24 protein-coding genes and 1 tRNA gene are annotated in these 24,721 nt (G+C 48.2%); 8 read left to right on the top strand and 17 right to left on the bottom strand.

Annotation, left to right across the window (positions count from 1 at the left end; translation table 11 throughout):
* Positions 1-429: 429 nt before the first annotated feature.
* The 5 genes from Q1A04_RS18750 to rpmH all read right to left on the bottom strand — a co-directional run bounded on the left by Q1A04_RS18750 (position 430) and on the right by rpmH (position 4,073).
* Complete coding sequence (locus Q1A04_RS18750) at positions 430-942, bottom strand: DUF2480 family protein (RefSeq protein WP_299709266.1); 513 nt, start codon at positions 940-942, stop codon at positions 430-432.
* An 8-nt stretch (positions 943-950) separates the two neighbouring features.
* On the bottom strand, positions 951-1,649 hold the full coding sequence (tsaB, locus tag Q1A04_RS18745) for a tRNA (adenosine(37)-N6)-threonylcarbamoyltransferase complex dimerization subunit type 1 TsaB (RefSeq protein WP_299709264.1): 699 nt from the start codon (positions 1,647-1,649) through the stop codon (positions 951-953).
* Between the two features lie 136 nt (positions 1,650-1,785).
* The gene (locus Q1A04_RS18740; RefSeq protein WP_299709262.1) at positions 1,786-3,435 is read right to left on the bottom strand and encodes a S41 family peptidase; all 1,650 of its coding nucleotides are present in this window, start codon (positions 3,433-3,435) and stop codon (positions 1,786-1,788) included.
* A 29-nt stretch (positions 3,436-3,464) separates the two neighbouring features.
* Entirely contained in the window at positions 3,465-3,857 is a 393-nt protein-coding gene (rnpA, locus tag Q1A04_RS18735) for a ribonuclease P protein component (protein ID WP_299709260.1), read from the bottom strand.
* 57 nt (positions 3,858-3,914) lie between these two features.
* Positions 3,915-4,073 carry a 50S ribosomal protein L34 gene (gene rpmH / locus Q1A04_RS18730; RefSeq protein WP_299709257.1) on the bottom strand — a complete coding sequence of 53 codons (159 nt, stop codon included), beginning with the start codon at positions 4,071-4,073 and terminating at the stop codon, positions 3,915-3,917.
* A gap of 220 nt (positions 4,074-4,293) precedes the next feature.
* Between rpmH and Q1A04_RS18725 the strand changes: the two genes are divergently transcribed.
* On the top strand, positions 4,294-6,018 hold the full coding sequence (locus Q1A04_RS18725; protein WP_299709256.1) for a M61 family peptidase: 1,725 nt from the start codon (positions 4,294-4,296) through the stop codon (positions 6,016-6,018).
* Here the strand turns inward: Q1A04_RS18725 and Q1A04_RS18720 are convergent.
* From Q1A04_RS18720 to Q1A04_RS18680, 9 genes are all read right to left on the bottom strand, one after another.
* Complete coding sequence (locus tag Q1A04_RS18720) at positions 6,015-7,250, bottom strand: NAD(P)/FAD-dependent oxidoreductase (protein ID WP_299709253.1); 1,236 nt, start codon at positions 7,248-7,250, stop codon at positions 6,015-6,017. The genes Q1A04_RS18725 and Q1A04_RS18720 overlap by 4 nt on opposite strands.
* A gap of 205 nt (positions 7,251-7,455) precedes the next feature.
* A complete protein-coding gene (locus tag Q1A04_RS18715) occupies positions 7,456-7,656 on the bottom strand; it encodes a hypothetical protein (protein ID WP_299709251.1) in 201 nt (66 codons plus the stop codon).
* Between the two features lie 155 nt (positions 7,657-7,811).
* Complete coding sequence (locus Q1A04_RS18710) at positions 7,812-8,735, bottom strand: PfkB family carbohydrate kinase (RefSeq protein ID WP_299709248.1); 924 nt, start codon at positions 8,733-8,735, stop codon at positions 7,812-7,814.
* A gap of 94 nt (positions 8,736-8,829) precedes the next feature.
* Positions 8,830-8,905 (bottom strand) — tRNA-His (locus Q1A04_RS18705).
* 133 nt (positions 8,906-9,038) lie between these two features.
* Complete coding sequence (locus Q1A04_RS18700; RefSeq protein ID WP_299709245.1) at positions 9,039-9,407, bottom strand: hypothetical protein; 369 nt, start codon at positions 9,405-9,407, stop codon at positions 9,039-9,041.
* A gap of 28 nt (positions 9,408-9,435) precedes the next feature.
* The gene (locus tag Q1A04_RS18695; protein ID WP_299709242.1) at positions 9,436-9,906 is read right to left on the bottom strand and encodes a DinB family protein; all 471 of its coding nucleotides are present in this window, start codon (positions 9,904-9,906) and stop codon (positions 9,436-9,438) included.
* A 23-nt stretch (positions 9,907-9,929) separates the two neighbouring features.
* Complete coding sequence (locus tag Q1A04_RS18690; RefSeq protein ID WP_299709239.1) at positions 9,930-11,264, bottom strand: dihydroorotase; 1,335 nt, start codon at positions 11,262-11,264, stop codon at positions 9,930-9,932.
* A gap of 103 nt (positions 11,265-11,367) precedes the next feature.
* Positions 11,368-12,591 carry a serpin family protein gene (locus Q1A04_RS18685; protein WP_299709236.1) on the bottom strand — a complete coding sequence of 408 codons (1,224 nt, stop codon included), beginning with the start codon at positions 12,589-12,591 and terminating at the stop codon, positions 11,368-11,370.
* Positions 12,592-12,672: 81 nt separating this feature from the next.
* Positions 12,673-13,653, bottom strand: a complete 981-nt coding sequence (locus Q1A04_RS18680) for a hypothetical protein (RefSeq protein WP_299709233.1) — start codon at positions 13,651-13,653, stop codon at positions 12,673-12,675.
* A 109-nt stretch (positions 13,654-13,762) separates the two neighbouring features.
* Here Q1A04_RS18680 and Q1A04_RS18675 point away from each other — a divergent pair, with 109 nt between their 5' ends.
* Entirely contained in the window at positions 13,763-15,103 is a 1,341-nt protein-coding gene (locus tag Q1A04_RS18675) for a DEAD/DEAH box helicase (protein WP_299709230.1), read from the top strand.
* Between the two features lie 39 nt (positions 15,104-15,142).
* Here Q1A04_RS18675 and Q1A04_RS18670 read toward each other — a convergent pair whose 3' ends face one another.
* From Q1A04_RS18670 to upp, 3 genes are read right to left on the bottom strand one after another with little or no spacing between them, the layout of a single operon-like run.
* Entirely contained in the window at positions 15,143-15,595 is a 453-nt protein-coding gene (locus Q1A04_RS18670) for a small multi-drug export protein (protein ID WP_299709227.1), read from the bottom strand.
* Positions 15,592-16,041 carry a GNAT family N-acetyltransferase gene (locus Q1A04_RS18665; RefSeq protein ID WP_299709222.1) on the bottom strand — a complete coding sequence of 150 codons (450 nt, stop codon included), beginning with the start codon at positions 16,039-16,041 and terminating at the stop codon, positions 15,592-15,594. The genes Q1A04_RS18670 and Q1A04_RS18665 overlap by 4 nt, the downstream gene beginning before the upstream one ends.
* Positions 16,042-16,055: 14 nt before the next feature.
* The gene (gene upp / locus Q1A04_RS18660) at positions 16,056-16,712 is read right to left on the bottom strand and encodes a uracil phosphoribosyltransferase (RefSeq protein WP_299709219.1); all 657 of its coding nucleotides are present in this window, start codon (positions 16,710-16,712) and stop codon (positions 16,056-16,058) included.
* A gap of 187 nt (positions 16,713-16,899) precedes the next feature.
* On the opposite strand from upp, the gene Q1A04_RS18655 reads away from it, so the two are divergent.
* The 6 genes from Q1A04_RS18655 (at position 16,900) to Q1A04_RS18630 (ending at position 24,418) form a co-directional block, all read left to right on the top strand.
* A complete protein-coding gene (locus Q1A04_RS18655) occupies positions 16,900-18,579 on the top strand; it encodes a hypothetical protein (protein ID WP_299709217.1) in 1,680 nt (559 codons plus the stop codon).
* A gap of 253 nt (positions 18,580-18,832) precedes the next feature.
* A complete protein-coding gene (locus tag Q1A04_RS18650) occupies positions 18,833-20,671 on the top strand; it encodes an ABC transporter ATP-binding protein (protein WP_299709214.1) in 1,839 nt (612 codons plus the stop codon).
* A gap of 129 nt (positions 20,672-20,800) precedes the next feature.
* Positions 20,801-21,148, top strand: coding sequence for a hypothetical protein (locus tag Q1A04_RS18645; RefSeq protein ID WP_299709211.1), 348 nt, complete (start codon positions 20,801-20,803; stop codon positions 21,146-21,148).
* A gap of 8 nt (positions 21,149-21,156) precedes the next feature.
* Positions 21,157-21,732: a D-sedoheptulose 7-phosphate isomerase gene (gene lpcA, locus Q1A04_RS18640; RefSeq protein WP_299709209.1), complete on the top strand. Its 576-nt coding sequence runs from the start codon at positions 21,157-21,159 to the stop codon at positions 21,730-21,732.
* Positions 21,733-22,046: 314 nt separating this feature from the next.
* Positions 22,047-23,585 (top strand): YifB family Mg chelatase-like AAA ATPase, encoded by a 1,539-nt coding sequence (locus Q1A04_RS18635; protein ID WP_299709206.1) that lies wholly within the window; start codon positions 22,047-22,049, stop codon positions 23,583-23,585.
* A gap of 245 nt (positions 23,586-23,830) precedes the next feature.
* Positions 23,831-24,418, top strand: a complete 588-nt coding sequence (locus tag Q1A04_RS18630) for a porin family protein (protein WP_299709203.1) — start codon at positions 23,831-23,833, stop codon at positions 24,416-24,418.
* Positions 24,419-24,721 lie beyond the last annotated feature (303 nt).

Genomic DNA, 24,721 nt, shown 5'->3' with positions numbered 1-24,721 from the left:
GCCCTCTCCCCCGGGCGGTTCCGCCTAAGTGCCTGACCGGCACGGCGAATACTTTTAAACTTTCTTGCGGGTTTTTGTCGTCTCCTAACAATACAGGTCGTTTTAACCTGCATTGCTAATAGTCTGTTTGTTTTCAGAGCTCTTATTTACTCTAAAAAGGTTGTGTTGCTGTTAACCTCATAAGGAGATATGCTTTCGCTATCTGTGGAAAATCCCTACGCTGCTGCGCCTCAGTTCTTGCTGCGCTAGTGTTTAACAGTATTTTCTCTTCCAGAAGTTCCATACTATTCTACTTTTTTCTTGAATAGTTTATTTTCTTCTGATACTTGTATTGAATAGAAGCCTATACCTTATGCTTTGGCTTTCTCAACTCAAAAGCCCTTTCTTTTCGGAAAGGGCTTTGCAATCTCAGTCTGATTTAAAATTAAGCTATGCTGTTTTCGGTCTTTTATACAAGGGTACTGTACTGCATGGCTCGCCATACATCAGGCTACTTACCACTGGTAAAAGCTTTCGCATGATTTCTACATAGGCATAAGTGGGCACAGGTATACTGCCGCAGCCTTTGATTACAACTTTCCCATCTCTGTATTCTTCCGGATCTACTTTGGCAATCGCTTCCTGCATCAGGGCTTGTTCCAATGCTTCCAAATCACCAAATACATAATAGTTGGCGTGTGCCTGCAGCTTTGTAGCCAATAGCATATAAGCCCATGTTGGCACGATGGCATCCACGGAGCAAATAATGGCAACGTTCTTCCCGGCATACGCTGACCAGTCATGTTCTTTCACAAAAGCTCTGAAATCCTTTTCACGAAGGATCAGTCCCTGAAACAGGTTTTCCTTTATATCATACACCACACGCTCTCCCGGATGAAGCAACTCTTCTAAGTTCAGCGTCACCAGTGCGCTTTGTGCTACTTTATTTATTATATCTGACATGGGTAGACTTATTTTACTATGTTCTTACTAGGGCTCGTAATATAAACATCCTTCAGGTAGAAGGGTTCATAATAGGCTATGTCTTCGAAAGCTTGCTGCTCATACTTTGCCAAAGCCAGTTGACCAATGGGTTTTGCGGATGGCTGTATGCTGTCGATGAACAGCGCATTGGTATGACCGGTTTTCAAGCTTTTGAATTTTGCCGCTCCGTTTCCAAAAAACACGATCGGCTGTGACTCAAGTTGCGCCTCCAGTGTCTGTTCATCCAAGACGACAGGCTCGATTGGCAGCTGTTCTTCCAAGTTAGAATTGAGCAAACAGGTATAGACCTCCATCCGGCGGGCATCCACCATCGGGCAAAACAAGTATCTCTCCGGGTTAGGAACTGCCTGAATCGCCTGCAGCGCCAGCCCATACAATGTGCTTACCTCCAACAAAGGAATATCCAGCGAATAGCAAAGTCCTTTGGCCGTTGAGCTGCCGATGCGCAAACCGGTATATGAACCCGGACCTCCTGACACCGCCACCGCGTTCAGTTGCTTCAGCTCCACTCCGCAGTTTTCGAGCAATTGCGAGATCATCACGGTAATGTGTGATGAGTGAGACTTTTCTATTTGAAGCTCGGAAGCTCCCAGCAAAACGGCTCCTTTATATAGAGCGACGGAACAAACGGTAGCTGAGGTCTCGAGTGCGAGCAATAATGGCATGCCTTTCTATTTAATAATTACAATGCAAAAGTACAGCACGAAAAAGAAGAATCAAATTCCGGCTTCAGGTGTCGATACTAAAATGGAAGAGGGTGACACCAAACCGGCATCACCCTCCTCTTATAATATAGTATGCTTACTTCGTTTTCAGGTATGAAGCGTACTGTTGCGAATCACTCAATACACGCTTAGCCATTAGAATATCCGGATCGTCGTCGAAAGAGGACTCGATATAGCCTTTCTGCAGATAATAGCGGGAAGCAATCTCGGCTTCGAGCATCTCCTGTATCTCAGATCGGAAACGCATTAAGTCTTTTGACTTGTTGTGCGAAACTTTCTTCTTGATAGCGTCGAGTTCAGCTTTAATATCATCTAAATGCTTGCCGTCTTTGGCCTGCTCGGTCAAATCTTCCAGTTCACGCTCTACCTTGGTCGTGTAGTTCACGTCTTTGTTATCAAGGAAAGCGACGAACTTCTGGTAGTCGGCATCTGTTAGCTTAAACTCCTTGGCTGAAGGTATAGACGGGTTTTCCGCTCTGTACTTGTTAGCATACTCGAAAAAATAGCCTTTCGAGGCAATCGTCTTCACAATCTCAGAATAAGTATGCCGCTCTACTTCCACATCCGGGCTCACACCAGCACCATCGTACACAATGCGTCCGCCGGCTGTTTTATGAGCCACCTTCAGCGAATCTGGAATTTTGCCAGGGCTGCCGTCTTCGTTGCGGTGCTTGTAATCGATGGCCTGAATACTGCGGCCACTCGGGATATAATATTTAGCGGTTGTTACTTTCAGTTGTGAGTTGTAAGACAGCGGACGTGTCGCCTGCACCAAGCCTTTGCCGAAAGTGCGCTCCCCTACCAGCACAGCTCTGTCGTAATCCTGCATCACACCGGCCACAATTTCAGAGGCCGAAGCACTGCGAGAACTCGTCAAGATAACCAGCGGAATTTCCTTGTCTAGCGGTTCGTCGAGCGCCTTGTAGGTTTTGTTCCACTCTTTTACCTTACCCTTGGTGCTTACGATGTCACGGCCCTTGTCTACAAACAGGTTCGAGATGTTCACGGCCTCGTGCAGCAAACCGCCCGGATTGTCGCGCAAGTCGAAGATAATCTTCTTAGCACCCTGCTCTTTCAGTTTCTGCACGGCGGTTCTTACTTCCTTAGAAGCATCCACTGTGAAACCCGAAAGCTGGAAGTAACCAATTTCATTATCGAGCATGCCATAATAAGGCACGTTATCCACCATGATGTTAGCACGGGTCAGTTCCACCGTTCTTGGCTTGGTCTGGCCGTAGCTTTTCACTTCCAATTTTACTGTGGAGTTGGCCTGCCCTTTGAGGAGTTTGCTCACTTCAGAAGTAGTCTTACTGGATACGTTGATTCCGTCGATCTTCAGTATCTCGTCCCCGATCACAATCCCGGCTTTGTGGGCGGGTGAGTTCTCATAAGGCATTTGCACCACAATTTTGTTGTCGCGGCTGCCGATGAGCGCCCCTATACCCCCATACTGACCAGTGGTCATGGTGCGGAAATCTTCAATATCGTCTTCGGGAATGTAGTTGGTATAAGGATCGAGCGACTTGAGCATCGCATCTATACCTGTGCGCACCAATTTGGCAGGAGGCACTTCATCTACATAATAGGTATTTACTTCTTTGAAAAGCGTGGCAAAAACGTCGAGGTTTTTGGCAATTTCGAAATAGCGCTCAGACTCTGTCTTAAAAGAGAAGAGGGTCAGCGCAAGGCAGCCAATGAGGAGGCCGGCTATAGACTTCTTGTACATAATATTCCGGGTTTAGGGGCGGGGTAAGACTATCTAGTCAAACAACGTTCCAAACCGGAAATTAGTTTTTTTTGGATTGTATCAAAGGATTTTTTTTCCTTGCCGATGTAAATAATGGCAAGGAGGCGGGGTGCCTGCCCTTGATTTTGGGTAAGAATGTGCTTGTTAAGGCGGTAAGCCTCACGTATCTGGCGCTTCAGGCGGTTCCGGTCTACAGCTCGCTTATAATTGCGCTTCGAGACGGAAATGACCAACTGCGTACTTTCGGAAAGAGGTGCTTCGGGTGTGTGATATACAAACCTGAGCGGATACAAATTAAAAGAAGAACCCTTGCTAAACAGTAGCGTGATAAGGCGCTTACTGCACAAGCGTTCTTCTTTCGAAAATGTATAGGTATTCGGTTGCTGTGCTTTATCGTTCATTCACGGGGTCCATTCAACAATAGAGCGGCTCCGGATTGAGCAAAGCGCAACCGAAAATTAAGCCTTGTGTTTTCTTTCGTCAGAAACAGAAAGTTTCTTTCTGCCTTTAGCTCTTCTGCTAGCAAGTACTCTTCTACCGTTAGCGGTTTCCATTCTAGATCTGAAACCGTGCTTGTTTCTTCTTTTTCTCTGCGAAGGCTGGAATGTTCTTTTCATCGTCTGCCAATGGTTATTTTATTATGGCCTGCAAAATTAGGGAAGCTTTTCTTAAATAGCAATCCATCTTCTATAATATTTGAAAAAACATGGCAAAAGAAGGCCAATTCTTTCACAGTCTGGCGATTGTGCACGAACTAAGCCATACCTGTCGGCATCAAATGAGCTCCTTCCTCGGCTTTTACCCTATCTTTATACCTGCATTTTAAGTACTCTTAGCATGATAAAGCACCAAATCTCCTTCAACAATCCGCTCACGCACTTCCTCGATATCACGATCATCATACCTGAAAACAAAGAACAGGAGCTATACCTGCAGCTACCCGCTTGGCGACCGGGCCGGTATGAACTGCAGCATTTCGCCCAGAAGTTGCGCGGTGTTACGGCCAGCGCCAATGGGCAGGCTATACCTGTGCAGAAGGTAACCAAAGACCGCTGGTTAGTGCAGGCAGGTGGTGCTGATAAGTTGGAAGTACGCTATAGCTTTTATGCCCGACAGATGGACGGGGGCGGCTCGTGGCTCGACGAAGAACAGCTATATTTGAACGGCATCAACTGCCTGATGGCTGTAGAAGGACGCGAACTCGAGCCGCAGCAATTGCAACTGGCTATACCTGACAACTGGCAAATTGCCTGTGGCCTGCCCGAAACAGAGCGCCACACCTTGCAAGCTGAGAACTACGACCAATTGGTGGATAGCCCGCTCATTGCCAGCGCTTCACTTAAGAAAGAGACTTATACTGTAGCCAATATACCATTCCACATCTGGATACAAGGTGATTGCCGGCCGGACTGGGAGCGGATTAAAGAAGACTTTGAGGCTTTTACAAAAGAGCAACTAGCCGTGTTCGGTGACTTCCCGGTGGCGGATTACCACTACCTGAACGAGATCCTCCCCTACCGCTTCTACCATGGCGTGGAGCATGTTAACTCAACCGTTATCACGCTTGGCCCGGGCGAGTTGCTGATGACGCCTGCTTTGTACAAGGAGTTTTTAGGTGTGAGTTCGCATGAGCTTTTCCACACGTGGAACGTCAAGCAAATCCGCCCCAAAGAGATGCTGCCCTATGACTTTACCGGAGAGAATTACTTTAGGACGGGCTATGTGGCAGAAGGTATAACGACCTACTACGGCGACTACATGCTGGCCCGCTCTGGTGTGTTTACAGCGCCACAATACTTCGACGAACTCAACACGACGCTGCAGCGCTACTTCGACGACCACAGCCGCCAACACATGTCCGTGGCCGACTCGTCCTTCGACCTGTGGCTGGACGGCTACAAACCGGGTATACCTGATCGCAAAGTATCTATTTACATCAAAGGCGCATTGACGGCTTTGCTTTTAGACCTGCAACTACGTCGAGCTACCGACAACCGAGAAAACCTCGATACTGTGATGCGATTGCTATGGGAGGAGTTTGGCAAGAAAGGCATCGGGTACACCGAACAAGATTACGAGCAACTGGTGCTGCGTATCGGTGGGGAAGAGTTTAAGGGTTATTTTGAAAGGTATATCAATGGTACCGCTCCGATTGAGGATGCCTTAGATGAAGAGCTGCACTTTGTGGGCTGCACTCTAAAGGCAGAAGAAAATGCCATGCTTACCGAAAGGCTCTTTGGTTTTAAAACAGTTGCTGATGCGCAAACCACCAAAGTAACAGCTATCGCACCAGAGTCACCGGCTAGCACAACCCTACGTGTAGAAGATGAATTGATCGCAGTAAACGGACGCAAAATCGAACAAAACATACAGCCTCTGCTGGCAGACATAGACCTTAGCCAAGGTATAGAGTTGACACTGTTCCGGAATAAGCAATTGCGGCAGGTGCAGTTGCGACCGAGTCAGCAAACTTACTACACCAAGTATAGCATTGCCAAAAGACCGGATGCGACAGACGCCGAGAAACAGAACTTCAAGCTTTGGCTGAAACAGAAGTTTTAGTTGAAAAGAAGCTTGAGATAGAAGGACGGTTGCTTGAGTCGCTCGCGCAAGTCAAGGTCGGTGAACATACAGGAGATAGTCTCGGCGAGGGCTTTGTTTTTGGAAGCTTTGCTGGCCACTTGGTTGAAAAGCCATGGGTAATCCAATAGGCGCTGCATGCGGCGACTCAGCTTGAGCTCTTTCCAAAGGCGGTTATACACCGCTTTGTCGTAGCCCTGCATAAACTCAGCCGAGAAATTCTCCTGCTGCAGGCACAGCTCAGCCTGTGTGGCAGCCCAGCGGCCACTGATCATGGCATTGCTGATGCCTTCGCCCGTGAATGGGTCGATGAGCGAAGCTGCGTCGCCCACCAGCATGAAGTTATCGCCTGAGACCAAACGCTTTTTGGAGCCTAGCGGCAGGCCATACCCTTTGATATCACCGATAAGCTCCGCACCACTGAAACGCTCTCTGAATTCAGGATGCTCTTGTATCATGCGGAGCATTTCCTTTTTCAGTTTCACTTTCTTCTGGCTCACTGTCTCGCTCAACATACCCACACCCACATTGGCATAGCCGCCCGGCAGCGGGAAGATCCAGAAATAGCCCGGCAGGAAATCTTTGAGAAAGTGCAGCTCGATGAAATTGTCCTTGTCCAATCCCGCCACATTTTTGTAATAAGCCCGAAGACCGGCGCAGTAGTGCGCTGGCTCCTGCTTTATACCTGCCGTCTGACGGGCAAAAGAAGAGTGCGCCCCATTGGCGGCGATCAGCAATTGTGTGCTAAACTGATGCTCGCCGCTTTTATCTGTAAGCGAAAACCCCTGATCTATTCTTTCGATTTTGGCAATATCTATACCTTCCACCAACGTGATTTCGGGCCGTTGCCTTACCTGCTCAATCAGAAAGTTGTCGAAGTCGACCCGTTTGGAAATGTAGCCGGAAGGAATATCCTGTGCGGGGTCGTAATTGTATTTGAAAGGCACACTCAGCTTATGCCCAGCTGGTGAGATGAAATGAATCCCCCATGACGGAAGCTGGGCTTCCTGCTCACTCAGCATCGCGGGCAGGTGCATGGAAATCCGCTTGAGTTCACTCACCACTTTGCCGCTCAACGCATCGCCGCATACCTTGTCTCTTGGGAAAACAGCCTTGTCGATGAGCACACAGGGGATGCCTTTGTTGGCCAAGTGCAGGGCTGCGGAAGCGCCACCCGGTCCGGCGCCTAATATACAGATGTCGTGTTGTTGCATGCGTTGCTTCTCTTGAGGGAGGCTAAAAATAAAGATCAAACTTGAGCCTAGCGCTATACCTGTTCAAAAAAGCGCATAAAAAAAGGAAAGCCCGTGGGCCTTCCTCTCATTATTTCATAGTCTTATTTTGTATTCTTGACGCGCTTACTTATTGTAAGGGGTGTTGTTAGCACCTTTCGCCAAGTTAGGTTTGATTGCCTTAAAACTACTTCTTGTCGTAAGGCGTATTGTTACCGCCCTTTGCTAGGTTGCGGTTCGGATTCTGCACTTTTGTATCGTCTGCGTTTAACGCATTTCTGTTCGGATTGTTTTCAATATTACCCATTGGCTTCTTAGGATCTTCTCCTCTTGGGTTATTTTTTTTCAATTCGTCCTGCGTTTTTTTATTTTCGTTTTTTAAGCTCATCGTTTTCAAATTTAGGTAATCGTATAACTTAGTTTTACCTATTCCTCCCCTACTTTGTTACATTTTAATGCAATTCAGCTTACGTGCTATACCTGCCAGAAAACGAAAAAGGGAAGCCAAAGCCTCCCTTTTCAAAACATATAAATAGCTTATATTTAAGACAATACCGTATCAAAAGCCACCAGACTCACAAACTGCTGTACGCGGTTGTCAATCTCCTGCTGCCCTAAACTCTTCAGTCTTTCAGTACCAAATTTTTCTACGCAGAACGAAGCCATTGCCGAACCGTGGATGATCGCACGCTTCATATTCTCGAAACTAGTGTCGCCTGTCGCGGCGATATAACCGATGAAGCCACCTGCGAACGTATCGCCGGCTCCGGTTGGATCGAACACTTCTTCCAGCGGCAGGGCCGGCGCGAAGAATACTTTGTCGTCGTGGAACAACAGGGCACCATGCTCTCCTTTCTTGATGATCAGGAATTTCGGCCCCATCGCCATGATCTTGCGGGCAGCCTTCACGAGCGAGTACTCACCGCTCAGCTGGCGTGCTTCCTCGTCGTTGATCGACAGCACGTCCACCATACCGATTGTTTTCTGAAGCTCCTCCATGGCAATATCCATCCAGAAGTTCATGGTGTCCATCACGATCAGTTTCGGGCGATTGGTGAGGCGCTCCAGCACCGTGCGCTGCACCTGTGGCGCCAGATTGCCCAGCATCAGGTACTCGCAGTTTTGGTAAGCTTCCGGAATGATCGGATCAAAATCGCCCAGTACGTTCAGCTCGGTTACAAGCGTTTCGCGGCTGTTCATGTCGTTGAAGTAGCGGCCAGACCAGAAGAAAGACTTTTCGTTTTCCTTTACCTGCACCCCTTCAGTGCTAATGTTACGATTGTGCATCAGGCTGATGTGATCCTGATCGAAATCGCCACCCACAACCGACACCACATTCACGGGCTTCACAAAATAAGAAGCTGAAAGCGAAATATAAGTGGCGGCACCGCCAACGATCTTGTCTGTTTTTCCGAAGGGAGTTTCCAGCGCGTCAAACGCCATCGAACCTACTACTACTAAGCTCATATTTTTAATTTTGAATGAGTGATTTTTGAATGAGTGAATAGATGCTCATGCAATATAAACAAAAAAGCCCTTGAAGGTTTGCTTCAAGGGCTTCGGGTGGAAGATGGGTCTCGAACCCACGACCCCCAGAATCACAATCTGGTGCTCTAACCAACTGAGCTACAACCACCGTGTCTCGTTTAGAGAATGCAAATATACGTGTCGTTTTCTTATTTACAATACGCAGGACGCATTTTTTTAGATAAAAATCGTATCTCGCTGTGTCTTTTAGACTTACAATTCAGCACTCGCAAGGCCTAGCTCCTACTTACTCAGCTCCGAGCCACACCAAGGGCAATAGTTGATGACCACCATCGTGGCTCCGCCATTATGCACCGGTATACCATAGAACCCTTCGTCCCACTTGTTGATGATCACTTCTGGGTCGTCATACCTGATCTCTCCTTCCTCATCTAGGCTCTCGTATACTTTGTCGGCCATCATCAGGCAACAGTAGTTTTGGTAGTCGAAGCCTTTGTTCTTCAGTTTTTCTAGAGTAGCCCAATTGTAACATGCTTCATCTCCATGTATGGCATCGCTGTAAGCTTCATAGTCTTCAGACTGCAGCTCTTCTTCCGACAGTTCCTTCCCAAAGAAGCGGGTATGCAGCTCTTTGAATCGCTCTAATTCCATAGTGTCTGTTTTTGTTGCTTCTATACGTTTATCGCATGATATCTGTATCAATCGGGGTATAGCCCAAATGTCGGCTCATCGATAACACTTGCCCTTTGTGGTGGTACTCGTGTGTGATCACATGCGTGAACAGTTTGAGTGGGTTGGCTTTGGTACTTGTATCGTTAATAATGACTGTCAGATTAGTCAGGGAACTGCGACTAAAGCTCGTCACAAACTCCTCTACTAACTTATCTATCTCGTTAAACAGTTGCCGGGTTTCTTCCACGTTGCTCACAGACTCATAGGAAGTAAAAACCATCTCCTTCTGAAGTGCCTGCTGTCCGATCCAGAACTCATATGTATTGGCAATGTGCACCAACAGATTGCGGATACTTCCTCTCCCAAACGAGCTGTTTTCGGCACGGAAATCTGCTACTGAAATGGTTTCACAGTATTTTAAAAGCACCTCTCTCGATCCTTTTACGAAACCATATTGCAGCGACATGATGCTTTCCATACCTACCCGATCAAACTTAGCACTTATCTGTCAAACAACAGACGCTCTCCTTTTTTGCTTTCGTCAAACTTACCGTTGGCAAAGGCAAGGTGACCGGATACCAAGGTATGGGTAATGGTGCTACTGAACGTATGACCTTCGAACGGAGACCAGTTGCACTTATAATAAGTGTTTTCTTTGGTAACAGTGTAGGGCTTGTTAAGGTCCACCAGCACAAGATCAGCCCAGTAGCCTTCGCGGATGTAGCCGCGATCACGCACATTGAAAAGGATGGCCGGCGCATGCGCCATTTTCTCCACCATTTTTTCAATTGGCAGTTTACCCTGCTTCACAAACTCCAGCATCATCTGCACCGAGTGCTGCACTAGTGGCACACCACTTGGTGCCTGCTTGTATTTGCCCTGCTTCTCTTCCCAAGTGTGCGGGGCGTGGTCGGTGGCAATCACATCGAGCTTATCTTCGAGCAAGCCTTGCAGCAAGCCTTCTTTGTGGCGGTGCTCTTTCACGGCTGGGTTGCACTTGATCTGGGTGCCGAACTTGTCGTAGTCTTCTTTGTCGAACCAGAGGTGGTGCACGCATACCTCAGCGGTGATGCGCTTCTGCGCCAACGGAATGTCGTTGCGGAACAGCTTCAGTTCTTCTTCTGTGGAGATGTGCAGGATGTGCAGGCGGGTATTATGCTTCTCGGCCAGCTTCACAGCTAAGTAGGACGACTTGAAACAAGCCGCTTCGTTGCGAATCTCGGGGTGGCACTTCACCGGTATATCTTCGCCGTACTTCTCCTCATAGATGGCCATGTTGTCGCGGATGGTCTGCTCATCTTCGCAATGCACGGCAATAGGCAACTTGGCTTTGGAGAAGATCTGCTCCAGCGTTTGCTCATTGTCCACGAGCATGTTCCCCGTGGAAGAGCCCATGAAAATCTTGATCCCACAAACCGTATTCGGGTTGGTAAGCAACACCTCAGCAAGGTTGTCGTTGGTGGCACCCATGTAAAAGGAGTAGTTCGCCAGCGACGTTTCAGCTGCGATCTTATACTTATCTTCCAGCAACTCCTGCGTTGTGGCGTTTGGCACCGTATTGGGCATCTCCATAAACGAAGTCGTACCACCCGCAACAGCTGCTCTCGCCTCTGTCTCAATGTTTGCCTTGTGCGTCAGCCCCGGCTCGCGGAAATGTACTTGATCATCGATGGCACCGGGTATCAGGTGCAGGCCAGTAGCATCGATCGTCTGGTCGGCTTCGGCTTCTATACCTTGCCCGATCTGTGCGATGCGGCCGTCTTTTACCAGCACATCGGCGGTGGTTATGCTTCCTTCGTTTACAAGCTGTGCGTTCTTTATCAGGATAGATTTCATGCTGCTAAGATATGTGCTCAACAAAGTTAACACACATTAGCGTAGATTCCTGCACAAAAGCGCCTTGATTGCTATGCTTTGACGGCAAAAGCTATACCTGCCGCTATTCTGGCTGCATCAGCTTACCGATGAACAGAATGGCGTTGGAGGATTTCTCGCGGATCATGAAAACGAAGGGACGATCGATGCGAACAGAAGGAGGCAGAGATGTCACCATTATACCTGTGGAGGTAGCCGCTGCCGCTTCAGTACCTTCTTCATTCACTTCCACAAAACTCTTGTGCTTCACCTCGGAGATGGCTAGGTTAGCCTGTCCCTCTACCATGCGACTGAAGTCAGCCTGATTACCGAACGCAATTCCCATTCCCAACTGCTTCAGCATGTCGTTAAGTTCTTTGCTGTACTCAAGCTTGAACTTCGGCATGTGTAGCTCATAAGTTGTTTTGTTAGCGTCTTCCAGCAAGGTTGCTAATCGGTTCGCGCTCAGTTCCTGCGCCACATCCTGCACCCTACGATCCCGGCCGGGCACCAGAATTGTCATGCTGTACTGTTCATTCCCGTACGGCAGGTCGATTAGCTGCACTTGGTCATCTTGGTAGTGCAGGTACTCGCCGTCTTTCATTGTCATGAAGGCAGGTGTGATAGTGTTGCCATTTTCCAGATAGAAGGGCTCCGGTTTGGTTAGCGTCTTATCGAAAGGATAGGTCCAAGTGCCTTTAAAGTAAATGGCGTTGATCAGGAACAGAATGTGCTCGCGACGAACCTCGTCCACGATCTTCTCGATCTTGCCATTGGTTTTACTCTTCACCCAGTTGTTTATCTGGTCTTTGGCTGCAGGCGATGAAAAATCGAGTCCCTGCACAGTCGCGTCGAAGTAAGTCTGGTTCGTTTTAATAAAGGGTGCTTGCAACTTATATTCCTTGCTATGCCAGAGAGAGTTGGCCGAAGTGAACACCACTTTCCTGTCTATACCTTTCAACAGTACGTCCAGATCTTTAAAAGATTTATTGATCTCCTCATCGGAAGGCAGGGTAAAGCCCAGTGCTTGGCGCATGGCCTCTTTGGTTTCGCCATCGGCCCCGTTATAGGCCATACCCAGCGACATGCTGATGCTTAGGGGAGAAATAAAAACGTTCTTCGGCCCTTCTGTTTCGCTCAATTGTGCAAAAGACCGGAAAGCAAAATCGTTAGAGCTCGCCACTGTCTTTTCTTCCTGCGCCGTTAGCGGGCGGGTGTTGGGAGAGTTATCAGCCATTTCTTTTTGGCAGGACGTTAGTAAGCTCATGGCCACAAGGGCTATACCGGACAGAAATATGTTCTTAATCATCAGAAGTATCATATTAAGGTAAAGGTCTATACCTGAAAGACCCTAATGGGGGTGAGATGGTTGCATGGCAGGGTTGATACCTTAGTAATCATTAGAACTATCATAGTCACCATATTGACCGTCTGTTAATGCATCAAATGCATCTCTATTTGCTTCATAGTTCTCTCTGTTAATGCTAGAATAATCCCTATAATTGTCCTCAGGAAAATATTCTATATACCCACTATCGCAAGGATAGATGTTAGGAAATAGTTCTAAGATTTGAGCAGAAGTGAGTTTCGTGAAATCTAAATCTAAAAACTCTTTCGCGCTTATAGGAGCAGATAAATTTGTGTAATCACCAGACGAGTACAGGTTTATACCAAAGTAGCAATTATCAGATTGCCCTGCACTTACACGACCATAATCACTATAATCATATGTAGCATAACTTATTATCACTTGAAGGCTATTATTCTCAAATACCTTATCGCCTAAATAAGTTAATAAATGCATCAGGGACGGTTTCACTTTATATCCCAAAATCAAGCATACATTTTCTACATAAGTAGTACGCTTTTGTTTACCCTCGCATTGATCTGGCAAAATATAATCAGGAACAATTACTTTGTAGTCAAGCTGCAGAATTTCTAAAGGTTGAATCAATGGCTCTACCTTAGGTAAAAAGCCACTTATAGTAACTTTAGATTTGAAATACAGATACTTGATATTATGTAATCCAAGTATATCATTAAAACCTTTAATTAACTCAACAGCTAGCTCTCTTGGCTTTATTATGTCTTCAATAAAATTTTTATAATAAACCCCTCTACCTATATACCTTTGCCCCTCCCAAAATGGATACTCACTTGACTTTGTAATTATCTCTTTCTCATCAAAAACATTACCAATTTCAAATTTATGAACAGACTTCTTAGCTGGAAAGACTGCCGTTTTAGGCTCATAGATATACCCCCAAGCTTCAGTTGCTGACTTAACATATTTATCCTCCTTATTAGAAAATATAATTACATCCCAGTCAGAACCCGTTTTAGCGGGGCGAATTTCTTTAACAATAATCATATAGCTTTCTTTGATAACAATGCAGGATTGTCCTGCATACAAAATACACTATTTATCCCCCTCCCACAAATTTCACGTACCTTTGCATATCAACACGATTAGAAACACCATGGCAGAAGAAGCGGAGAAAGAAATAAGCACATTCGAGGATTTTAAGCTGAACCGACAGCTGCTTAACGCCATTGAGGAGGCTGGCTACGAAAAGCCGACGCCGATCCAGCTCAAAGCTATACCTATTATAATAGGTGGCCACGACGTGATGGGCATCGCCCAGACCGGCACTGGCAAGACCGCTGCTTTTCTGCTGCCTATCCTGATGAAGGTGAAGTATGCGCAGGGCATCAACCCGCGCGCCATCATACTTGCCCCTACCCGCGAACTGGCCATGCAGATCGAAGAGAACATCACGCTACTGGCCAAGTATACCGACCTGCGCCATACCGTTATCTATGGCGGACTGGGACCGAAAACCCAGATCGAGATCATCAACAAAGGCATCGACATACTGGTTGCCACACCGAAGCGCCTCATGGAGCTATACCTGAAAGGCGAGCTTATACTAAAGGAAACCAAAACGTTGGTGCTAGACGAGGCTGACAAGATGATGGACATGGGCTTCATGCCGCAGATCCGTCAGCTGTTGGAGGTATTGCCGCGCAAGCGCCAGAACCTGCTCTTCTCAGCCACCATGCACCCGAAAGTGGTCGAGCTGTCCGAGGAGTTCTTGGAGTTCCCGACCCGCATCGAAATCACACCGCAGGCTACGCCGGTTGAGACGGTGAGCCAAGTGCTATACCAAGTGCCGAACCTGCGCACCAAGATCGCGATGCTGGAGCATATTATTCGCGATAAAGAGACATTCAACCGCGTGATCATCTTTACCCGCAGCAAGAAAAACGCCGAGAACGTAGCCAAATTCTTAGAGCGGCGCGAGTACGGCGAGGTGCGTGCCATCCACGGCAACAAAGGGCAGAACACACGCATCAATTCCATGGAGGCTTTTAAGGGAGGCGAAGTTCGCTTTCTGGTAGCCACCGACGTAGCCTCCAGAGGCATCGACGTGACGATGGTGAGCCATGTGATTAACTTCGATGTGCCGTTTGTGTATGAAGACTACGTCCACCGTATTGGCCGTACAGGCCGTGCGGAGCAAGTTGGGGCGGCCATCACCTTTGCCAACCCTGCGGAGATGTACCACATCCGCAAGATCGAGAAACTCATCCGCATACAGATTCCGGAACTGGAGATGCCTCCAGAAGTAAAGATTCACGATATCACTTTTGAGGAGCAACAGGCCATTGCCCGCGACATCGACCACCAGAAGCGCAGCGAAAACCCGGACTTTAAAGGCGCCTTTCATGAAAAGAAAGCTATACCTAAAAAGCGTCCAGAGAGCAAGCGCGACCCGAAAGCATCGTTCTGGCAAAAGACAAAAAAGAAGAAGCGATAATATGGAAACACCCTGTCAGGTTTGGCAGGGTGTTTTGCTTTACAAGTACTCCAGTGCCGCTTCCTGAAAACGGTATACCATAAACGTCAGGATGAAACTCCACATGATGGCACTCCACAGCATGTGTACAAAAATCTGTTTGCGAGGCACGCCAAACACGGCGGCCACAATGGTTCCAAAAACGGGGGTGAGAAAAAGTGGAGTGAAGAAAGCGACACCGACAACGCCAAAGTTGCGCCAAATCCGGATTATGCGGCGGCTCTTGCGACTAAACACCGGCTTTTTGCGCTTGTGCCGGTATTGGGAGTACCATCTGGAGGCAGCGCGCCCCAGAATAGAAAACACGAAAACGCTTGTCATCATGCCGGCAATCGTTAGGAACACGGTTTCGAGGTAGGACAGCCCTAGCGACATACCTGCCAGCGGACCACCAATGAATTTCACCGTGCTGATCAGGTATACCGACACATATTTGAGAAGCTCTTCTATCACTCCGCTTTGTTCATCTCCATTTTCAGCTGGTACAAGTCAAAACCCGGCGCCCAGTAATCTTTCTCTGTTTTCTCCAGCTCAAAACCGAGTCTTTGGTAAAATAGGTATACTACCTGACTTGTCCGCACTTGTATTAATCGTATTGTACCCTTATTCTTGATTTCGCCGATCCGAAAAAGGGTCAGCTCCTTGCCTATCCCCTGCCCCTGAAAATCGGGATGCACGAGGTCCCAAGAGATGCGAGCCCATGTGTTATTGTCGAAATAATTGAGTCCGCCAGCACCAACGATTCGGCCAGCCTCTTCTATCACGAAATAATCTTCACGCTTATTATCTATGTAATCAACAAACTCCTCCTCCTCTTCCGGTGCAAAGTAAGCTGGTGTGTTCAGTCGCAGGATATTGATAAGGTCCTGTTTGTCGGATAAAGCGTATGGCCTGATCATACTCAAAAGGCAAGCTATACCTTTGGGCCAAAGGCTAAATCGCCCGCATCACCCAAACCGGGCACGATGTAGAAGTTTTCGTTGAGGCGCTCGTCCATGGCACCAAGCCAGATGTGCGCTTCCGGGATTTCCCGCTGCACATAGGCCACACCTTCAGGGGATGCAATGGCCGCCGCAATGTGCACTTGTATTGGTTTCCCGTGGCGCAGCATGCCTTTGTAAGACTTCACTAGCGAGCGGCCCGTGGCCAGCATCGGGTCAGCCAAGATCAGGATTTTGTCGTGCAGGTCAGTGGAGGCCAAGTACTCCATATTGATTTGGAGCTCGGTGTTCTGCTCTTCCACGCGGTAGGCGCCCACAAAGGTACTGTAGGCCTTGTCGAAATAGTTGAGCATACCGTTGTACATCGGCAGTCCGGCACGTAGAATAGTGGCCAAAACCGGCTGTGCCGTCAACAATTGGGTTTGTGTTGTGGCCAGCGGCGTTACGATGTCGCGGGTCTCGTAAGGAAGCGTTTTGGAGATTTCGTAAGCCAGCAACTCACCCAACCTTTCCAAATTGCGGCGGAAGCGCAGGCTGTCGTGTTGCACGGAAACGTCGCGCAGTTCGGCTACAAAGTGGTTGGCTAGCGAAGGTCGCTCCGTGAGTATGTGCAGGCTATCGTTTTGCATAGTTCAGGCGGTTTAGGATGTGCTAAAGATACGGCCTTTCGGGCTTTCGGCAATCTTCGTCCGCTAAAATCGTTAAACCCAAGCTTAGCTATACCTGTACAAGGCAAGGGCTATACCTAATCCTTGAGGTTATATTCCTACAATATCATGTGTTTTTCTTAATATTGTAGCCTCTTAAATAAGTACTATGAGAAATATACTCGCCGCTATGGCGCTCTGCCTGCTGGCTATACCTTCGCTGCAGGCGCAGGACGTGTACGTACCTTTCGACCGCGACACCTATCACCTGATCGACCGCTACCAAATTAAACTGGGCACTAAGGTCCCGCAACTGCACACAGCGGTTCGCCCGATCGGCCGTCGCGATGTAGCCGCCCTAGCCGAAGCCGCCAGCGGAGAGCCACGCTCTAATGCGGATATGTTCAATATCAACTACCTGCTCAACGACAACTGGAACTATACTACACAGGAAAGCGAAAACATCAGTGAGCGCCCGATTTTCAATGCCCTGTACCGTAACAAGACCGACTTATTCCATTATGAATCGGAGGATTTTACGGTACGTGTAAATCCGGTGCTGCATTTGGAGCTGGGGCACGACAATCAAAGCGACAGTTACCGCTACGTGAACACACGGGGTGTACAGGTTGAGGGCAGCATAGATGATCGCTTCGGCTTCTACACCTTCGTCGGGGAAAACCAAGCCCGCTTTGCGGATTATGTAGTAGACCAGATTCAACGCGATGGCGTGGTGCCGCATGAGGGCCTCTGGAAAAGGTTTAAAACAGACGGTTACGACTTCCTGACTGCCCGTGGTTACATGAACTACGCCCTGTCAAAACATGTGGAGATACAATTGGGGCATGACCGTCACTTCATTGGAGATGGCTACCGCTCTTTGGTGTACTCAGACTACGCCCCGCCAGCTTTCTTCCTGAAACTGAACACTCGTGTATGGCGCCTGCACTACATGAATTTGTTCCAAGAGCTGACTGCCGACTACCGCCGACGTGGCGGCGGCGACCGGCTATTGCCTAAAAAGTACATGGCCCTGCACCGCTTGGGCTTGAACGTAACCGACAATTTCAACATCGGTTTGTTTGAACAAATTATTTTTGGCCGCGAAAAAGGCAGGTTTGAGCTGCAATACCTCAACCCCATCATTTTCTACCGCAGCGTAGAACACAACTTAGGCAGCCAAGACAACGCGATGCTCGGACTTGATTTCCGCTGGAACCTGTTCAATACGGCCCAGCTGTACGGCCAGCTGGTGCTCGACGAGTTTGTGCTAAACGAGGTGAAGGCCCGTGATGGCTGGTGGGCAAACAAGCAGGCTGGCCAGATAGGTGCTAAATACGTGGATGTATTCGGTCTTCCGAACCTAGACTTACAAGGCGAGGTGAATATTATCCGGCCATACATGTACCAGCACCGCGATGGTAGTTCCAACTACCAGCACAATCGTCAGCCGCTCGCACACCCGATGGGAGCCAACCTATATGAGTTTGTAGGCATAGTCCGCTACCAGCCGTTGCCACGCCTCAACCTAGTAGCTAAAGCAATTGCTACTAGGTTCGGCCAAGATGAAATCACCGCAGAAGGCGACACCATCAACTGGGGTAATAACGTGAACTTGGACTATAACTTAAGACCGTACAACTACGGCCATGAGATTGCACAGGGTATCACTACCAACCAGCTTCACTTGGACCTGACGGCTACCTACCAGTTCAAACATAATCTCTTTGTGGACCTGAAAGGCATTATCCGTCGCACCGATTCTGAGGTAAATACTTTTGACAAGAACACGGTCTTCACCTCTGTGGCACTCCGCTGGAATATTGCGCAGCGCCTGCATGAGTTTTAGCAGGCAGGTATAGCTGTACCTTGAGTGGGGAGTCTTTAGAAATAAAGGCTCCCCGCTTCCGTTTTAAAAGCTCGCTATACATACCTGTTCTATTTTAGCTATCTTTGCAGCGGTTTGGCTTACAGTGGGTATAGCAAACCTAAAATCTTAGTAATTACCTAATAATTAAAAACTTCCGCCAAGCCGATCGCCTTAAACGAAAAGCCAGCGGAGGCCGCCTATACCTGTCAAAGGTTGGCTGCCCCTCACCAACATGAAGACTTATCTCCGGATACTGCAGTTTGCAAAGCCCTATAGTCGCTTTGTACCGCTTTATACTATCTATACCGTGCTGGGCATTATTTTCGGCCTGCTCAACTTTACGCTCCTTATTCCTCTGCTTAACGTGCTTTTTGGTACAGTGGGCGCCGATGACGCTGCTGCTATGGCAACCGTGAAGCCGGAGTTCAAGATATCCATCGATTACCTCAAAGACTTCTTCAACTACCATTTCGGTCAGGTGATACTGGAGCAAGGCAGACAAGGCGCCTTGCTTTTCGTCTGCATCATCGTGGTCATCTCTGTGTTCTTAGCCAATCTTTTCAAATACTTGGCTTTCCGGGTTGTCGGGGCACTGCGGGCACATGTAGTAAAGAAAATCCGACACGCTACCTATGAGCGCGTAACGCAGCTGCACCTTGGCTATTTTAGCAACGAGCGTAAAGGCGACCTGATGACTCGAATGACAGTGGATATTCAGGAAGTGGAGAACTCCGTAGTGAACACCATGACGGTGGTTATACGTGAACCGATCTCCATCATCGCTTTCTTCGCGGTGCTATTCACCATGTCCGTAAAGCTGACGCTTTTCACTCTGATACTCCTCCCGCTCTCGGGAATACTCATTGCAGGTATAGCCAAGCGCCTGAAGCGGGCCGCGCAGCAAGGGCAGGAATCACTAAGCTTTATCCTGACCATCATCGACGAGACGTTGAGTGGCATACGGGTCATCAAGGCCTTTAATGCGGAGCCATATATCATGGATAAGTTTAACCACCAGAACGACCGCTACGCCCACCTGCAGCGCTCCATCGCCAACAAGCGCGATTTGGCCTCTCCTTTCTCAGAGTTTATGGGTGTGACCGTAGTGGCTCTTCTGCTGTACTTTGGTGGTACGATGGTGCTGAACCAAGAGTCCGAGCTTAGTGCGGCAGAGTTTATCACCTATATTATTCTCTTCTCACAGGTGCTCGTGCCAGCCAAGGCTATGTCGGCCGCTTTCAGCAACATACAGCGGGGGCTGGTATCCGGCGACCGTATTCTGAAAGTGATCGATACCAAGCCACAGGTAACAGACAAGCCAAATGCGAAGATACTGCCTGCGTTTCAGCATGAGATCGAATTTAGGGATGTGAATTTCGGTTACGGCGACCATACTGTGCTGCAAAACATCGACCTCAACATACAGAAAGGAAAAACTGTTGCACTAGTGGGCCCATCAGGTGGTGGCAAGTCTACACTGGCTGACCTGATTCCGCGCTTCTACGACCCAACCTCTGGTAGCATCCTCATCGATGGCCACGACATCCGGGACTATACCTCAGAATCGGTGCGCGATAAGATAGGCGTGGTAACACAGGAGTCTATTCTTTTCAACGATACCATTTTCAATAACATCGCCTTCAACAAAACCGACGCGACAGAAGAGGAAGTGATAGCTGCGGCCAAGATCGCCAATGCGCATGAGTTTATTGTAAAGACACAGGAGGGCTACCAGACCATGATCGGTGACCGGGGCGGCCGCCTGTCAGGTGGCCAGCGCCAGCGACTGAGCATTGCACGTGCCATCCTTCAGAATCCGCCGATACTTATACTTGATGAGGCCACCTCGGCGCTGGATACAGAGTCAGAAAAACTGGTGCAGGAAGCGCTGACAAACCTGATGAAGAACAGAACCTCCATCGTCATTGCACACCGACTGAGTACTATACAGCATGCCGACGAGATTGTAGTTTTACAACAAGGCGAGATAGTGGAGCGTGGCACACATGAAGACTTGCTCCAAAATGGCGGATTGTACGCTAAACTCACCCAGATGCAATTGGTGTCATAAGGGTTTATTGCTGTTTATTATTACAAACCATTGCTTTAAATTAAATTTTGGAGACAGGGGTTCGGGATATTCATATTTTTTTTATAGTTTAGCCCGATACATTGTTGCACCCAAATCCAACCTTAAAGCATGAAAGGACTTAAAACGCTCTCTGATGTGGTCGTATTTTGCTACGCATTGTTTATAGCACTTTTGCTGACAAACCTGCTAGATCAAAACGCCATATTCGAGATCAGCACCGAAGAACAGACCCTCACTTTGTACAAAACGCTTGGCGCCGTGGGTGCTGGCTTGATGTTAGTGAAGCTGTTGATCGGAAAATTATACATCACTTCGCTGAAATACGATCGGCACATGGCTCAGGTAAAAATAAATGAGCTCAAAGCCGACCTATATGAGCGCAAACAGGCTTTCAGAAGTAACAGCTACCGTGAATCCCGCATGGAGAGAATGGAAATGGCTGTTGCGAGCAACTAAATACTTACATGATCCAAATCGTACTCCAAGAGCTGCAGGAAGCACAGCAAACGCTTCACAACTTTATTGCTGACCCTAACAATATTGCGGCTATTGAAAAAGCGGCCAATGCCATGGCCGATGCTGTGGCTGCGGGTGGCAAAATTCTGTCGTGTGGCAACGGGGGTTCTATGTGTGACGCCATGCACTTTGCCGAAGAACTGACTGGTCGCTACCGCAACAACCGACAGGCCATACCTGCCATCTCTATTTCTGACGTGAGCCACATGAGTTGCGTTGGCAACGACTACGGGTACGATTATGTATTTTCCCGCTACATCGAAGCGCTGGGCAACCAAGGCGACGTGTTGTTGGCCATCAGCACAAGCGGCAACTCTGCCAATGTGCTGAAATCGGCAGAAGCGGCTAAAGCCAAAGGCATGACCGTGGTAGGCCTCACCGGTAAAGACGGCGGCGAGCTTGCCCCACTTTGCGATGTAGAAGTACGTGTGCCGCACCAAGGCTACGCCGATCGCGTGCAGGAGATCCACATCAAAGTCATCCACATCCTCATCCTCCTTATCGAAAAGCGCATCTGCGCTTAATAAAACAGGCATACGGTATATCTGATGCACATCTAAGGTATAATTTACCTTAAACGAATCAGTGTGCCTATAATTCTCCTGCCTCGACACCTTTGCGAAGTTTTGGCTATCCGATAATAGCACACAGCCCTCACTTCTATCTCTTCCTATTCAAAACATACCTTGCCTCTAATAACTGTTGACTGATAACTGTTTACTGATAACTGTCAATCGTTTTGTACTTTTATTGCACTTATTCGGAATCAATTGCCTATAGCCAATGTTGCGATTCTAATTTTACCAAGATTGCACTATATTGATCAACATCTAACCCTATGCTTATCAAAACGTTTGGCAGCGCCGTGCAGGGCGTAAATGCCTATACCGTGACCGTGGAAGTGAGTGTGAGCGCTGGCGCCAAGTACTTTTTAGTAGGTCTCCCCGACAATGCCATTAAGGAAGGCGAACAGCGGATAGAAGCGGCATTAGGCCAGTATGGCTACAAACTGAAGCGGCAAAAAACCATCATCAACATGGCCCCTGCCGATATCCGCAAAGAAGGCGCTGCTTACGACCTCACCATTGCCATGGGTATGCTGGCCGCAGGCGGACAAATGAAACCAGATAAGCTCTCGCAGTACATGATTATGGGTGAGCTTTCCCTCGATGGTTCGCTGCGCCCTATCAAAGGCGTGTTGCCGATTGCCATTCAAGCTCGCAAAGAAGGTTTTAAAGGCATTATACTTCCGGCGCGCAATGCGAACGAGGCGGCCATTGTCAATCAAATTGATGTGATTGGGGTAGAAAACATTAAAGAAGCGATCGATTTTCTGAATGGGGAACTCGAGATTCAGCCAGTTAAAGTAGATACCCGCGATGTATTTCAAAGCTCTGCCAATCAGTATGCCGCCGACTTTTCGGATGTGCAGGGACAGGAGAATATTAAGCGGGCACTGGAAATCGCAGCTGCGGGTGGCCATAATGTGATTATGATCGGCCCTCCGGGTGCAGGCAAAACCATGCTGGCCAAGCGACTGCCCTCTATCCTACCGCCGCTCTCGATGCACGAAGCGCTCGAAACAACCAAGATACACTCGGTGGCCGGCAAGCTTGGCGAAGTATCTTCACTCCTTTCTACCAGACCATACCGTTCGCCTCACCATACTATATCGGATGTGGCACTAGTGGGCGGTGGCGGCATACCGCAGCCGGGCGAGATCTCCCTTGCCCACAATGGCGTGCTGTTTCTGGACGAACTGCCTGAGTTTAAGCGAACAGCTCTGGAAGTAATGCGCCAGCCGCTGGAAGAACGCCGCGTGACCATCTCCAGAGCCAAAACCACCTTAGACTTCCCGGCAAACTTTATGCTCATCGCCAGCATGAATCCCTGTCCGTGCGGCTACTACAATCACCCCGAAAAAGAATGCGTGTGCGCTCCCGGCTTGGTACAGCGCTACCTCAACAAGGTGAGCGGCCCTTTGCTCGACCGCATCGACCTGCACGTGGAAGTAACGCCCGTGACTTTTGATGAGATGACGGCAACCCGCAAGTCCGAAGACAGCGAAACGATCCGGGAACGTGTGGTGACTGCGCGCGAAGTGCAGCGAGACCGATTCAAGGATTTTGAACAGATTCATTCGAACGCCATGATGCCTTCGCAGATGGTGAAAGAGATCTGCCAAATTTCTGACTCCGGACGCACCCTGCTTAAGACTGCGATGGAGCGCCTCGGTCTGTCTGCCCGCGCCTATGATCGCATCCTGAAAGTGAGCAGAACAATAGCCGATCTGGCTGATAGCCCCGAAATTAAAATTGAACATTTAGCCGAAGCTATTCAGTACCGAAGCCTTGACCGAGAGGGTTGGGCCGGCTAAAACACCTACAAACGCAACTATTTAATAATAAGCAAATTAAAAAGATCAACATCCTCCTTGGTTGTTGATCTTTTCATTTTAACACCGTTTTAATCTGCCTATTTAATTGCACTGTCATCCACTCAAAATATCAAACTTTTTAAGACTTTTCTTGGAGGGCTGCGTAATATGGGACGTCAGGAACGAAGAACACTGGAGAAAGGCCCTGACAGATTTTATTATAATCTAACTAACCATTTACGACTATGAAGAAGACCATTTTATTACTCTTTTTAGCCATGACCACAGTGGTCGCGGCACATGCGCAAGGTCCGCGCATTGGTATTAGGGCTGGTGTAAACTATGCTGGTTTCGGAGGCTCCGATGCCGACAACCTTGACCGTATCTGGGGCGGACATGGTGGTTTAACAGCCAACTTCCCACTATCAGTAGACAACTTCTTCTCGATACAGCCAGAGATTCTTTACTCGATGAAAGGTGCTGAAACCAAAAGTGATGACGTTAAGTGGAAAATCAATTATCTGGATGTACCAGTGCTAGGTCGCGTGAATGCAGGTCCACTGTATTTTGAAGCCGGCCCGCAGGTGTCGTTCAGAATTGGTGGCGAAGTGGATGTGAATAACACTACCATTACTGATGACCTAGACGATTATAAGCGAACCAGCCTCGGTTATGCCGCAGGTGTAGGTTTACAGGCTACTCCGCTTGGCTTAAGCGTTGGTGTGCGTTACAATGGCGATATTTCTAAGCTCTATGACAACACAAACATAGGAAATTATCGTAATGACGTATTTATGCTGACGCTGGGCTATTTGTTCGGCGGCAGACAGTAGCCGATTCCATTAGTACAGAATAAAACTATCTTAAAAAGCCCCGGCCCGTCCGGGGCTTTATTTATTTAGAGCAATCGCCATATCTTCTAGACAAACGCCAAAACTTACTTTGCCAGAGATGGTAGTATTAGTATGTCAACGCTGTGTCGAGTTACTGCAGAAAACTTCTTTCTGAAAATAAATGATACAATTTATAAAATTTTATTATTCTGATAATCACACACATAAAGGTAAACCCCAAAAAATACCCCTCCAGAACGCTCAATAAAAATATTGTTTTGCACGTATATTGCTCAGATCATA

It is taken from the genome of uncultured Pontibacter sp. (assembly GCF_947499215.1).
In the GTDB taxonomy this organism is placed as follows: Bacteria; Bacteroidota; Bacteroidia; order Cytophagales; family Hymenobacteraceae; genus Pontibacter.
Note: the sequence above shows the minus strand (reverse complement) of the source record. Positions and strands in the feature narration are given on the sequence as shown.

Coding starts and splice junctions, on each gene's coding strand:
- Q1A04_RS18750 (WP_299709266.1), bottom strand. CDS start 942: ATGTCAGATATAATAAATAAAGTAGCACAAAGCGCACTGGTGACGCTG.
- tsaB (WP_299709264.1), bottom strand. CDS start 1,649: ATGCCATTATTGCTCGCACTCGAGACCTCAGCTACCGTTTGTTCCGTC.
- Q1A04_RS18740 (WP_299709262.1), bottom strand. CDS start 3,435: ATGTACAAGAAGTCTATAGCCGGCCTCCTCATTGGCTGCCTTGCGCTG.
- rnpA (WP_299709260.1), bottom strand. CDS start 3,857: ATGAACGATAAAGCACAGCAACCGAATACCTATACATTTTCGAAAGAA.
- rpmH (WP_299709257.1), bottom strand. CDS start 4,073: ATGAAAAGAACATTCCAGCCTTCGCAGAGAAAAAGAAGAAACAAGCAC.
- Q1A04_RS18725 (WP_299709256.1), top strand. CDS start 4,294: ATGATAAAGCACCAAATCTCCTTCAACAATCCGCTCACGCACTTCCTC.
- Q1A04_RS18720 (WP_299709253.1), bottom strand. CDS start 7,250: ATGCAACAACACGACATCTGTATATTAGGCGCCGGACCGGGTGGCGCT.
- Q1A04_RS18715 (WP_299709251.1), bottom strand. CDS start 7,656: ATGAGCTTAAAAAACGAAAATAAAAAAACGCAGGACGAATTGAAAAAA.
- Q1A04_RS18710 (WP_299709248.1), bottom strand. CDS start 8,735: ATGAGCTTAGTAGTAGTAGGTTCGATGGCGTTTGACGCGCTGGAAACT.
- Q1A04_RS18700 (WP_299709245.1), bottom strand. CDS start 9,407: ATGGAATTAGAGCGATTCAAAGAGCTGCATACCCGCTTCTTTGGGAAG.
- Q1A04_RS18695 (WP_299709242.1), bottom strand. CDS start 9,906: ATGGAAAGCATCATGTCGCTGCAATATGGTTTCGTAAAAGGATCGAGA.
- Q1A04_RS18690 (WP_299709239.1), bottom strand. CDS start 11,264: ATGAAATCTATCCTGATAAAGAACGCACAGCTTGTAAACGAAGGAAGC.
- Q1A04_RS18685 (WP_299709236.1), bottom strand. CDS start 12,591: ATGATTAAGAACATATTTCTGTCCGGTATAGCCCTTGTGGCCATGAGC.
- Q1A04_RS18680 (WP_299709233.1), bottom strand. CDS start 13,653: ATGATTATTGTTAAAGAAATTCGCCCCGCTAAAACGGGTTCTGACTGG.
- Q1A04_RS18675 (WP_299709230.1), top strand. CDS start 13,763: ATGGCAGAAGAAGCGGAGAAAGAAATAAGCACATTCGAGGATTTTAAG.
- Q1A04_RS18665 (WP_299709222.1), bottom strand. CDS start 16,041: ATGATCAGGCCATACGCTTTATCCGACAAACAGGACCTTATCAATATC.
- upp (WP_299709219.1), bottom strand. CDS start 16,712: ATGCAAAACGATAGCCTGCACATACTCACGGAGCGACCTTCGCTAGCC.
- Q1A04_RS18655 (WP_299709217.1), top strand. CDS start 16,900: ATGAGAAATATACTCGCCGCTATGGCGCTCTGCCTGCTGGCTATACCT.
- Q1A04_RS18650 (WP_299709214.1), top strand. CDS start 18,833: ATGAAGACTTATCTCCGGATACTGCAGTTTGCAAAGCCCTATAGTCGC.
- Q1A04_RS18645 (WP_299709211.1), top strand. CDS start 20,801: ATGAAAGGACTTAAAACGCTCTCTGATGTGGTCGTATTTTGCTACGCA.
- lpcA (WP_299709209.1), top strand. CDS start 21,157: ATGATCCAAATCGTACTCCAAGAGCTGCAGGAAGCACAGCAAACGCTT.
- Q1A04_RS18635 (WP_299709206.1), top strand. CDS start 22,047: ATGCTTATCAAAACGTTTGGCAGCGCCGTGCAGGGCGTAAATGCCTAT.
- Q1A04_RS18630 (WP_299709203.1), top strand. CDS start 23,831: ATGAAGAAGACCATTTTATTACTCTTTTTAGCCATGACCACAGTGGTC.